The 11,329-nt window shown below is 74.0% G+C and carries 9 protein-coding genes; 4 read left to right on the forward strand and 5 right to left on the reverse strand.

Going from position 1 to position 11,329, the window contains the following annotated elements; genetic code table 11:
* Nucleotides 1-90 precede the first annotated feature (90 nt).
* Nucleotides 91-396 (forward strand): ferredoxin, encoded by a 306-nt coding sequence (locus AC069T_RS34485; protein WP_476752106.1) that lies wholly within the window; start codon nt 91-93, stop codon nt 394-396.
* Between the two features lie 38 nt (nt 397-434).
* Here the strand turns inward: AC069T_RS34485 and AC069T_RS34490 are convergent, their stop codons facing one another.
* From AC069T_RS34490 to AC069T_RS34500, 3 genes are all read right to left on the reverse strand, one after another.
* Complete coding sequence (locus tag AC069T_RS34490; RefSeq protein WP_478786495.1) at nt 435-1,013, reverse strand: hypothetical protein; 579 nt, start codon at nt 1,011-1,013, stop codon at nt 435-437.
* 196 nt (nt 1,014-1,209) lie between these two features.
* Nucleotides 1,210-2,109, reverse strand: a complete 900-nt coding sequence (locus AC069T_RS34495; RefSeq protein ID WP_358854619.1) for a tRNA (adenine-N1)-methyltransferase — start codon at nt 2,107-2,109, stop codon at nt 1,210-1,212.
* Nucleotides 2,110-2,563: 454 nt separating this feature from the next.
* Nucleotides 2,564-4,135 (reverse strand): site-2 protease family protein, encoded by a 1,572-nt coding sequence (locus tag AC069T_RS34500; RefSeq protein WP_478786496.1) that lies wholly within the window; start codon nt 4,133-4,135, stop codon nt 2,564-2,566.
* 918 nt (nt 4,136-5,053) lie between these two features.
* On the opposite strand from AC069T_RS34500, the gene AC069T_RS34505 reads away from it, so the two are divergent.
* On the forward strand, nt 5,054-6,160 hold the full coding sequence (locus AC069T_RS34505; protein ID WP_478786497.1) for a RecB family exonuclease: 1,107 nt from the start codon (nt 5,054-5,056) through the stop codon (nt 6,158-6,160).
* A 14-nt stretch (nt 6,161-6,174) separates the two neighbouring features.
* Entirely contained in the window at nt 6,175-6,846 is a 672-nt protein-coding gene (locus AC069T_RS34510) for a response regulator (protein WP_478786498.1), read from the forward strand.
* Nucleotides 6,847-6,958: 112 nt separating this feature from the next.
* Here the strand turns inward: AC069T_RS34510 and AC069T_RS34515 are convergent, their stop codons facing one another.
* Together AC069T_RS34515 and AC069T_RS34520 are read right to left on the reverse strand one after the other, a co-directional pair.
* Nucleotides 6,959-7,630 (reverse strand): response regulator, encoded by a 672-nt coding sequence (locus tag AC069T_RS34515; protein ID WP_478786498.1) that lies wholly within the window; start codon nt 7,628-7,630, stop codon nt 6,959-6,961.
* A 14-nt stretch (nt 7,631-7,644) separates the two neighbouring features.
* The gene (locus AC069T_RS34520) at nt 7,645-8,751 is read right to left on the reverse strand and encodes a RecB family exonuclease (RefSeq protein WP_478786497.1); all 1,107 of its coding nucleotides are present in this window, start codon (nt 8,749-8,751) and stop codon (nt 7,645-7,647) included.
* A 918-nt stretch (nt 8,752-9,669) separates the two neighbouring features.
* On the opposite strand from AC069T_RS34520, the gene AC069T_RS34525 reads away from it, so the two are divergent.
* Complete coding sequence (locus AC069T_RS34525) at nt 9,670-11,241, forward strand: site-2 protease family protein (protein WP_478786496.1); 1,572 nt, start codon at nt 9,670-9,672, stop codon at nt 11,239-11,241.
* Nucleotides 11,242-11,329: the final 88 nt, after the last annotated feature.

Genomic DNA, 11,329 nt, shown 5'->3' on the forward strand with positions numbered 1-11,329 from the left:
CGGAGGTAGGGTCGAAGTGTTCAACACCCGTCAGAGCTGGCCCGACTTGCCGGCGAATCGGATCGCTCGACGCAGGAAACGGCAGGAGAAATGACCGTGCAGCAGGAGGCAGGAGTCGGCGGCGAGGCGCTCGAGGTCTGGATCGACCAGGATCTGTGTACCGGCGACGGCATCTGCGCCCAGTACGCGCCCGAGGTCTTCGAGCTGGACATCGACGGTCTGGCCTACGTGAAGAGCGCGGACGACGAACTGCTCCAGGCGCCGGGCGCCGCAACGCCCGTACCTCTGCCGCTTCTGCGGGACGTCACCGACTCCGCGAAGGAGTGCCCGGGCGACTGCATCCACGTGCGGCGCGTTTCGGACAGGGTCGAGGTCTACGGGCCGGACGCCGGGTGATCTGACGGGCACCGGGCGTCACCGCCGGTCCGGTTGCCTCACACGCTCCGCGCCTCGGCCGGCTTCGAGCGGACGAAAGCGCCGTCCTTCCACTGCCACTTGGCTCGCTCCTTCACGTCCGGGCAGCAACTCGGTACGGCGGCTGAGGAGTAGCCGAGCAGGGTCGCCGTGACGGCTCCGTCGCGCAGCGCGAAGTCCGAGACGCTCAGGCGGTCCTCGGGATCGACCAGGGTGGCCACGATCCGCGGCTTGTCCGCGCCCTCGCCCCGGGTGAGCACGTAGACCCCGTTCGGCGGGGTGCCGGAGCCCGCGTCGCAGCGGACGACGGCCACGGTCTCCGGGCGGCCGTCTCCGTCGAGGTCCCCGGACGCCCTCTTCTGCACCAGCACCTTCGCGGGACCGCACTCGATCGGGAAGGCGACCGCCGCGGGGTCGGGCGGTGCGGTCGCGGCCGGGGCGGCCTTGGGGTCGGCGCCCGCCGCCTGGGCCGCTGTCGCCGCGTCGGGCTGCAGGACCGAGGACAGCGCGACGACTCCCGCGAGGGCGGTGGCCGTGGCGACCCAGTGGACGGGGCTGGTGTGCGTGTGTGCCAGTTCCGGGACGGCGGATTGCTGCACTAGGAGCGTCTCCTGTGAGGGCTGTACCGGTGGGGTGGCTGCATGGTGCCACACGTCACAGTGCGGCGGAACCGCGGGGTGGGTACTCGTAAGGGTTCGTCAACGGAAAAGCGCTGTGGCCGAGTTCCCGGTCGTCTCCGGGAACTCGGCCACAGGGGTGGTGCGTTGGGTACGTCGAGGGCTTGTGCCCGCCGGGTCAGCGGCCTCCGCCGTCGGCGTTGGGGCCCGCGTAGTCCTCGCCGTAGGCGCCCTTGGCGGGGCGGCGGCGGCGCATGGGCGGCTCGACGCCGTCCGCGAGACGGCGGGCGGTGAGCAGGAAGCCGGTGTGGCCGATCATCCGGTGGTCCGGGCGGACGGCCAGGCCCTCGATGTGCCAGTTGCGGACCATCGACTCCCAGGCGGTCGGCTCGTTGAAGCAGCCGATCTCGCGGATGGACTCGACGGTGCGCGCGAGCTGGGTGGTGGTGGCGACGTAGCAGCACAGGATGCCGCCGGGCACGAGCGCCTTGGAGACGGCCTCGAGGCACTCCCAGGGGGCCAGCATGTCGAGGATGACCCGGTCGACGTCCGTGTCGCTCAGGTTGTCCTGGAGGTCGCCGACGGTGAGCTGCCAGGCGGGGTGCGGGCCGCCGAAGTAGCGCTCCACGTTCTGCTTGGCGATCTCGGCGAAGTCCTCGCGGCGCTCGTAGGAGTGCAGCATGCCCTGGTCGCCGACGGCGCGCAGCAGGAAGCTGCTGAGGGAGCCGGAGCCCACCCCCGCCTCCACGACGCGCGCGCCGGGGAAGATGTCCGCGAAGGACAGGATCTGCCCCGCGTCCTTCGGGTAGACCACGGCGGCGCCGCGGGGCATGGACAGGACGTAGTCGGGGAGCAGGGGGCGCAGCGCGAGATAGGCGACGTTCCCCGTGGTGCGGACAACGCTGCCCTCGGGAGCGCCGATCAGCTCGTCGTGGGGGAAGGAACCCTTGTGGGTGTGGAAATTCTTCCCGGCCTCGAGCGTGAACGTGTAGTGGCGGCCCTTGGGGTCGGTCAGCTGAACCTGGTCCCCGACCTTGAAGGGCCCGCGCCTGCGGGCGGCACCGGTCGGTTCGGACATGTGACCAGCCTACCGGTCCCGGCGGGGGCCGCGGACCACCCGCACGGGGTCCCGGCGGGCGGGCCGGGAGCCGCCGTGCACGGCTCCGCGGCCGCCCGGGGTGATCGCTAGTGCTGTGGCCGCAAAGGTTTGCCGGGTCGCGGCGTCCGGTGCGGTGCATCGCAAGGCGGAGGGCCGCAGCTCGTACTGGACGTACTCGCGCGGTCCGAAAACGCGGCGAGGTGCCGTGCCGGGGGGCGTGACACGGTGAACCTTTACGGTCACAGCACTAGGGCCTGTCGTTTGGATCAGGCTGGCTGTGACCGACGGTTCGTCCTGACCGACCCGAGCGGGGTCTGGCGCGTGCAGCTGCAAGGCGGAGGAGGGAGTCGACGCGGAGCGTCGGCGACCGACGACAACGCCGCAGATGTGCGTGCCAGACCCCGCGACGCCGGCATGATCCAAACGACAGGCCCTAGGAGGGCCGGGCCATCGCCTTGACGAAGGCGCGCTCGACGTCGGCCGCCGAGAGGACGCCGTAGATCTCGCCCGAGTCCTCCACCACCAGGTACTCGGTGGCGGGGGTGGCCCGCAGCACGTCGAGGAGGTCCTCCCCCGCGAGCTCGGCGGAGATCCGCATGCCGTCGGTGAGGTCCTGGGCGAGTCCGCCGACCGCGACCCAGGGGCGACGGTGTTCCGGTACGCCGACGATGGCTGCCTCGCGGACCAGCGAGAGCGGTTCGCCGTCGGCGCCGACGACGACCAGGGCGCGGGCCCCCGCCTCGTTGGCGCGGCGCAGGGCCTCGGACAGGGGCGTGGCGGTCTCCACCGGGACCGCGCGGCGGGTGAGTGAGCGGGCGCGCAGCTCCGGCAGGTGCTCCCGCAGGCGGGCCATGCGCAGGCTGTTGCCCGCGCCGGTCCAGATGATCGCGGCGAGGATCGCGGCGAGCAGGGCGTCCATGACGGTGTCCATGCCGCCGATCTCGTCGGGTGCGTCGCCGAGCGCGCCGGACTGGGTGAGCAGGGGCAGTCCGATCAGTACGGACACGGCGAGCGCGCGGCCGACCCAGGCCGCGGCGATCGTGCCGCTCATCGGCCTGCCGGTGATCTTCCAGACCACGGCGCGGAGCATCCGGCCGCCGTCCAGGGGCAGCCCGGGCAGCAGGTTGAAGACGGCCACGATCAGGTTGGAGATCATCAGGCCGGCCAGCAGTACGCCGGGGACGGTGCCGGGTTCGACGGCCTGCACGGCCAGGTAGAAGAGGCCCGCGAGGATCAGGGAGAGCAGCGGGCCGACGAAGGCCAGCACGAACTCCCGGCCGGGGGTCTCGGACTCCTTCTCGATCTCCGACACCCCGCCGAAGAACTGGAGCTGGATCCGGCGCACCGGCAGCTTGAAGCGCAGGGCGGCGACGGTGTGGGCCAGCTCGTGCACCAGCACGGAGGCGTAGAAGGCGACGGCGAAGAAGAGGGACACGAGGTAGCGCAGGTTGCCGAGTTCGGGCAGCACCCGGTCGAGCTGGCCGCCGAACACCCAGGTGATGAGCGCGGCCACGAGGAACCAGCTGGGGGCGACGTAGACGGGGACGCCGAAGGGGCGTCCCATGAGCAGCCCGCCGCCGGGCTCCTTGCCCCGTCGGGGCGGTCGGCCCTTGCGGTTGCCGGACGGGGGCGTCCGCCGGCCGCCTCCCGTCGGGCCGCCGGTGCCCTGCGCGTCGGTTCCCGGGGGAACCGTCGGGGCCGGGCCGCCGGACGGGTCGTCACCGCGGTCGCGGTCGCGGTCGGGCCGGGGGCCGTCGGGACCGGCGCCGGCCGGAGTGGTTTCGGCGCGGGGTGCGGGTTGGCCTGCGGGGCCGGAGGGCGCCTCAGGTGTACTGGGATGTTCCGGGGCGGCCTCGGCGTGACCGGCCTGCGCCGGGGCGGCGGGACTGACGCCGGGTGCGGCCCCGCCATGGTCCTGGCCCGCAGGGGTGTCGCCGGGCATGTCGCCGTGGGTGCCCGCGGCCACAGGGTCGACACCGGGAGCCGTCCCGTGGGTGCCCGCCACAGGGCCGACGCCGGGAGCGCTCCCGTGCTGGCCCGGACCCACAGGGCCACCAAGCGGAGGCGTCGGGTGGTCGCCGGGCGTGGGGTGGCCATCGCCGGAAGGTGTCACGCGGTCGCCGAGCGCCGCCTCGTGGGCGCCCGCGGCCACAGGGCTGTCGCCGGGAGCCGTCCCTTGGGTGCCCGCGCCCAGATGGCTGTCGCCGGGAGCCGTCCCGTGGGTGTCCGCGGCCACAAGGCCGGCGCCGGGAGCGCTCCCGTGCTGGGTCGGAGCAGCGGGGGTGTGGGACGCAGGCCTCTCGTGGTCGCCCGGCGCGCCGGCGCCGTGGGCCGTGCCCTGGTCGCCGGTCGCCGAGGCGGCCGGAGTCGTCTCGCGAGCGTCCGGCGTCGCGGCGCCGGGGCCATGGGTTCTCTCTCGGGCGTCCGCGGCCGAAGCACCCCCGGCCGTCGTCCGGGCGCCGGGAGCCGTCCCGTGGTCAACCGGTGTCGCGGTGCCGTCACCCGGGAGCGTCACATGCGTGTCGGCCGGGGCCGGAGCACCGCCTGTCGGCGCCGGGGTGCCGTCGCCGGGAAGCCTCTCGTGGGTGGGGCCCGGGGCCGCGGGCGCCGGTTCCTGGGGTGTGTCGTGCCGGCGCGCCACCGGACGCCCGGCCCCGGCGGCCGTGGGTGCCGACGGATCCGCGTGAGCCCCGGTCGCCTCGTCGTTGCCGGACCGCGGCTGCCCGCTCCCGCCGCTCTCGTCCACGATGTCCCCTCGTTCGAAGCGTCTCCCCCACTCCCGATCATGCAGGGCGGGAGGGTCTGCGGTCGATGGTATGCGGCCGTCGCGGCGCGTTCCGCCCCGGCACCCCCTGCGTTTTCCGTGCCGTCGCACCAGCCGCGGCTGGGGGACTGTCGGTGCCGGGCCGTATGGTCTGTCGTCATGGACACCAGCACGGAGGACGCGGCTGCAACCGGCGTCGGCGACGTCGCGCGGACCGGCGCGGCCGGCACCCCGCAGGGTACGGCGGACAGCACCGGTACGGCCGCGCCGTCGGAGGGCGCCGCGACCGCCGGGGCCCCGGTGACCGTCGTGGCGGACGCCGCGCCCGCCGGGGACGTCGAGCCGGTGACGCCCGCCGCCCGGGTAGCCGTCGCCGAACCGGTGGCCGTCGCCGAACCTGTCGCGAAGGCCGCGCCCGCGCCCCCCGCGTCGTTGTCGCCCTCACGCGCGGGCGATTTCATGCAGTGTCCGCTGCTCTACCGGTTCCGGGTGATCGACAGGCTGCCGGAGAAGCCCAGCGAGGCGGCCACGCGCGGCACGCTGGTGCACGCGGTGCTGGAGCGTCTCTTCGACGCACCGGCCGCGGAGCGCACGGCGCCGCGCGCCAGGTCCCTGATCCCCGGCCAGTGGGACCGGCTGCGGGAGACCAGGCCGGAGGTCGTGGAGCTGTTCGGCGACGATCCCGAGGGCGAGCGCCTGGCGCGCTGGCTCGGCGAGGCGGAGCGGCTGGTCGAGCGCTGGTTCACGCTGGAGGACCCCACCCGGCTCGAACCGGCCGAGCGAGAGATGTTCGTCGAGGCGAGTCTGGACTCCGGGCTGAAACTGCGCGGCATCATCGACCGCGTCGACGTGGCACCGACGGGCGAGGTGCGGATCGTCGACTACAAGACGGGCAAGGCTCCCCGGCCGGAGTATGCCGAAGGCGCCCTGTTCCAGATGAAGTTCTACGCCCTGGTGGTCTGGCGGCTGAAGCGGGTCGTCCCGCGCCGGCTCCAGCTCGTCTACCTCGGCAGCGGCGACGTGCTGACGTACGACCCGGTGATCGCGGACCTGGAGCGCGTCGAGCGCAAGCTGCTCGCGCTGTGGGAGGCGATCCGGGAGGCGACCGAGACGGGCGACTGGCGGCCGCGGCCCACCAAGCTCTGCGGCTGGTGCGACCACCGGGCCGTGTGCCCGGAGTTCGGCGGTACTCCCCCGCCGTATCCGCTCCCCGTCAGGGCGCCCGAATCCGCTTCGGGCACGCAGGGCAGAATGGGGCCGGACTAGCGAAGGAGACTTACGTGGCCATCCGCGTCCTACTGGTCGACGACCAGCCGCTGCTGCGTACCGGCTTCCGGATGATCCTGGAGGCGGAGCAGGAACTTGCGGTCGTCGGCGAGGCCGGAGACGGCCTCCAGGCACTCGACCAGGTACGTGCCCTGCAGCCCGATGTGGTTCTGATGGACATCCGCATGCCGAGGATGGACGGGGTCGAGGCGACCCGGCAGATCACCGGCCCCGGCCGGGACGGTCCGGCGAAGGTCCTGGTCCTGACCACCTTCGACCTCGACGAGTACGTGGTGGAGGCGCTGCGCGCCGGCGCCAGCGGCTTCCTTCTGAAGGACGCGCCGGCCGACGAACTGGTGCAGGCGATCCGGGTCGTCGCGGCGGGCGAGGCGATGCTCGCGCCGAGCATCACGCGCCGCCTGCTCGACAAGTACGCGGGCCATCTGCCGTCCGGGGACGAGCCGGTCCCGAACACCCTGCACACGCTGACCGAGCGGGAGGTCGAGGTGCTGAAGCTGGTGGCCCGCGGCCTGTCGAACGCGGAGATCGCGGCCGACCTGTTCGTCAGTGAGACCACCGTCAAGACGCACGTGGGACACGTCCTCACCAAGCTGGGTCTGCGCGACCGGGTGCAGGCGGCGGTGTACGCGTACGAGAGCGGGCTGGTGCGTCCCGGCGCCCAGTAGCCGGCCCGCCCGCGCACCGGGCGGCCGCGCGTACGCGAGAGGGCGCCTCCTTCCGGCCGGAAGGAGGCGCCCTCTCGCGTACGCGCGGCCGCCCGGTGCGCGGGCGGGCCGGCTACTGGGCGCCGGGACGCACCAGCCCGCTCTCGTACGCGTACACCGCCGCCTGCACCCGGTCGCGCAGACCCAGCTTGGTGAGGACGTGTCCCACGTGCGTCTTGACGGTGGTCTCACTGACGAACAGGTCGGCCGCGATCTCCGCGTTCGACAGGCCGCGGGCCACCAGCTTCAGCACCTCGACCTCCCGCTCGGTCAGCGTGTGCAGGGTGTTCGGGACCGGCTCGTCCCCGGACGGCAGATGGCCCGCGTACTTGTCGAGCAGGCGGCGCGTGATGCTCGGCGCGAGCATCGCCTCGCCCGCCGCGACGACCCGGATCGCCTGCACCAGTTCGTCGGCCGGCGCGTCCTTCAGAAGGAAGCCGCTGGCGCCGGCGCGCAGCGCCTCCACCACGTACTCGTCGAGGTCGAAGGTGGTCAGGACCAGGACCTTCGCCGGACCGTCCCGGCCGGGGCCGGTGATCTGCCGGGTCGCCTCGACCCCGTCCATCCTCGGCATGCGGATGTCCATCAGAACCACATCGGGCTGCAGGGCACGTACCTGGTCGAGTGCCTGGAGGCCGTCTCCGGCCTCGCCGACGACCGCAAGTTCCTGCTCCGCCTCCAGGATCATCCGGAAGCCGGTACGCAGCAGCGGCTGGTCGTCGACCAGTAGGACGCGGATGGCCACGTAAGTCTCCTTCGCTAGTCCGGCCCCATTCTGCCCTGCGTGCCCGAAGCGGATTCGGGCGCCCTGACGGGGAGCGGATACGGCGGGGGAGTACCGCCGAACTCCGGGCACACGGCCCGGTGGTCGCACCAGCCGCAGAGCTTGGTGGGCCGCGGCCGCCAGTCGCCCGTCTCGGTCGCCTCCCGGATCGCCTCCCACAGCGCGAGCAGCTTGCGCTCGACGCGCTCCAGGTCCGCGATCACCGGGTCGTACGTCAGCACGTCGCCGCTGCCGAGGTAGACGAGCTGGAGCCGGCGCGGGACGACCCGCTTCAGCCGCCAGACCACCAGGGCGTAGAACTTCATCTGGAACAGGGCGCCTTCGGCATACTCCGGCCGGGGAGCCTTGCCCGTCTTGTAGTCGACGATCCGCACCTCGCCCGTCGGTGCCACGTCGACGCGGTCGATGATGCCGCGCAGTTTCAGCCCGGAGTCCAGACTCGCCTCGACGAACATCTCTCGCTCGGCCGGTTCGAGCCGGGTGGGGTCCTCCAGCGTGAACCAGCGCTCGACCAGCCGCTCCGCCTCGCCGAGCCAGCGCGCCAGGCGCTCGCCCTCGGGATCGTCGCCGAACAGCTCCACGACCTCCGGCCTGGTCTCCCGCAGCCGGTCCCACTGGCCGGGGATCAGGGACCTGGCGCGCGGCGCCGTGCGCTCCGCGGCCGGTGCGTCGAAGAGACGCTCCAGCACCGCGTGCACCAGCGTGCCGCGCGTGGCCGCCTCGCTGGGCTTCTCCGGCAGCCTGTCGATCACCCGGAACCGGTAGAGCAGCGGACACTGCATGAAATCGCCCGCGCGTGAGGGCGACAACGACGCGGGGGGCGCGGGCGCGGCCTTCGCGACAGGTTCGGCGACGGCCACCGGTTCGGCGACGGCTACCCGGGCGGCGGGCGTCACCGGCTCGACGTCCCCGGCGGGCGCGGCGTCCGCCACGACGGTCACCGGGGCCCCGGCGGTCGCGGCGCCCTCCGACGGCGCGGCCGTACCGGTGCTGTCCGCCGTACCCTGCGGGGTGCCGGCCGCGCCGGTCCGCGCGACGTCGCCGACGCCGGTTGCAGCCGCGTCCTCCGTGCTGGTGTCCATGACGACAGACCATACGGCCCGGCACCGACAGTCCCCCAGCCGCGGCTGGTGCGACGGCACGGAAAACGCAGGGGGTGCCGGGGCGGAACGCGCCGCGACGGCCGCATACCATCGACCGCAGACCCTCCCGCCCTGCATGATCGGGAGTGGGGGAGACGCTTCGAACGAGGGGACATCGTGGACGAGAGCGGCGGGAGCGGGCAGCCGCGGTCCGGCAACGACGAGGCGACCGGGGCTCACGCGGATCCGTCGGCACCCACGGCCGCCGGGGCCGGGCGTCCGGTGGCGCGCCGGCACGACACACCCCAGGAACCGGCGCCCGCGGCCCCGGGCCCCACCCACGAGAGGCTTCCCGGCGACGGCACCCCGGCGCCGACAGGCGGTGCTCCGGCCCCGGCCGACACGCATGTGACGCTCCCGGGTGACGGCACCGCGACACCGGTTGACCACGGGACGGCTCCCGGCGCCCGGACGACGGCCGGGGGTGCTTCGGCCGCGGACGCCCGAGAGAGAACCCATGGCCCCGGCGCCGCGACGCCGGACGCTCGCGAGACGACTCCGGCCGCCTCGGCGACCGGCGACCAGGGCACGGCCCACGGCGCCGGCGCGCCGGGCGACCACGAGAGGCCTGCGTCCCACACCCCCGCTGCTCCGACCCAGCACGGGAGCGCTCCCGGCGCCGGCCTTGTGGCCGCGGACACCCACGGGACGGCTCCCGGCGACAGCCATCTGGGCGCGGGCACCCAAGGGACGGCTCCCGGCGACAGCCCTGTGGCCGCGGGCGCCCACGAGGCGGCGCTCGGCGACCGCGTGACACCTTCCGGCGATGGCCACCCCACGCCCGGCGACCACCCGACGCCTCCGCTTGGTGGCCCTGTGGGTCCGGGCCAGCACGGGAGCGCTCCCGGCGTCGGCCCTGTGGCGGGCACCCACGGGACGGCTCCCGGTGTCGACCCTGTGGCCGCGGGCACCCACGGCGACATGCCCGGCGACACCCCTGCGGGCCAGGACCATGGCGGGGCCGCACCCGGCGTCAGTCCCGCCGCCCCGGCGCAGGCCGGTCACGCCGAGGCCGCCCCGGAACATCCCAGTACACCTGAGGCGCCCTCCGGCCCCGCAGGCCAACCCGCACCCCGCGCCGAAACCACTCCGGCCGGCGCCGGTCCCGACGGCCCCCGGCCCGACCGCGACCGCGACCGCGGTGACGACCCGTCCGGCGGCCCGGCCCCGACGGTTCCCCCGGGAACCGACGCGCAGGGCACCGGCGGCCCGACGGGAGGCGGCCGGCGGACGCCCCCGTCCGGCAACCGCAAGGGCCGACCGCCCCGACGGGGCAAGGAGCCCGGCGGCGGGCTGCTCATGGGACGCCCCTTCGGCGTCCCCGTCTACGTCGCCCCCAGCTGGTTCCTCGTGGCCGCGCTCATCACCTGGGTGTTCGGCGGCCAGCTCGACCGGGTGCTGCCCGAACTCGGCAACCTGCGCTACCTCGTGTCCCTCTTCTTCGCCGTCGCCTTCTACGCCTCCGTGCTGGTGCACGAGCTGGCCCACACCGTCGCCGCCCTGCGCTTCAAGCTGCCGGTGCGCCGGATCCAGCTCCAGTTCTTCGGCGGGGTGTCGGAGATCGAGAAGGAGTCCGAGACCCCCGGCCGGGAGTTCGTGCTGGCCTTCGTCGGCCCGCTGCTCTCCCTGATCCTCGCGGGCCTCTTCTACCTGGCCGTGCAGGCCGTCGAACCCGGCACCGTCCCCGGCGTACTGCTGGCCGGCCTGATGATCTCCAACCTGATCGTGGCCGTCTTCAACCTGCTGCCCGGGCTGCCCCTGGACGGCGGCCGGATGCTCCGCGCCGTGGTCTGGAAGATCACCGGCAGGCCGATGAGCGGCACGATCGCCGCGGCCTGGGTCGGCCGCGCGCTCGCCGTGTCCGTACTGATCGGACTGCCCCTGCTCACCCAGTCCGGCGCGCTCGGCGACGCACCCGACGAGATCGGCGGCATGGACACCGTCATGGACGCCCTGCTCGCCGCGATCCTCGCCGCGATCATCTGGACCGGCGCGGGCAACAGCCTGCGCATGGCCCGCCTGCGGGAGCACCTGCCGGAGCTGCGCGCCCGCTCACTCACCCGCCGCGCGGTCCCGGTGGAGACCGCCACGCCCCTGTCCGAGGCCCTGCGCCGCGCCAACGAGGCGGGGGCCCGCGCCCTGGTCGTCGTCGGCGCCGACGGCGAACCGCTCTCGCTGGTCCGCGAGGCAGCCATCGTCGGCGTACCGGAACACCGTCGCCCCTGGGTCGCGGTCGGCGGACTCGCCCAGGACCTCACCGACGGCATGCGGATCTCCGCCGAGCTCGCGGGGGAGGACCTCCTCGACGTGCTGCGGGCCACCCCCGCCACCGAGTACCTGGTGGTGGAGGACTCGGGCGAGATCTACGGCGTCCTCTCGGCGGCCGACGTCGAGCGCGCCTTCGTCAAGGCGATGGCCCGGCCCTCCTAGGGCCTGTCGTTTGGATCATGCCGGCGTCGCGGGGTCTGGCACGCACATCTGCGGCGTTGTCGTCGGTCGCCGACGCTCCGCGTCGACT

Source organism: Streptomyces sp. NPDC043867 (genome assembly GCF_056435845.1).

Coding starts and splice junctions, on each gene's coding strand:
- AC069T_RS34505 (WP_478786497.1), top strand. CDS start 5,054: ATGGACACCAGCACGGAGGACGCGGCTGCAACCGGCGTCGGCGACGTC.
- AC069T_RS34485 (WP_476752106.1), top strand. CDS start 91: ATGACCGTGCAGCAGGAGGCAGGAGTCGGCGGCGAGGCGCTCGAGGTC.
- AC069T_RS34495 (WP_358854619.1), bottom strand. CDS start 2,109: ATGTCCGAACCGACCGGTGCCGCCCGCAGGCGCGGGCCCTTCAAGGTC.
- AC069T_RS34520 (WP_478786497.1), bottom strand. CDS start 8,751: ATGGACACCAGCACGGAGGACGCGGCTGCAACCGGCGTCGGCGACGTC.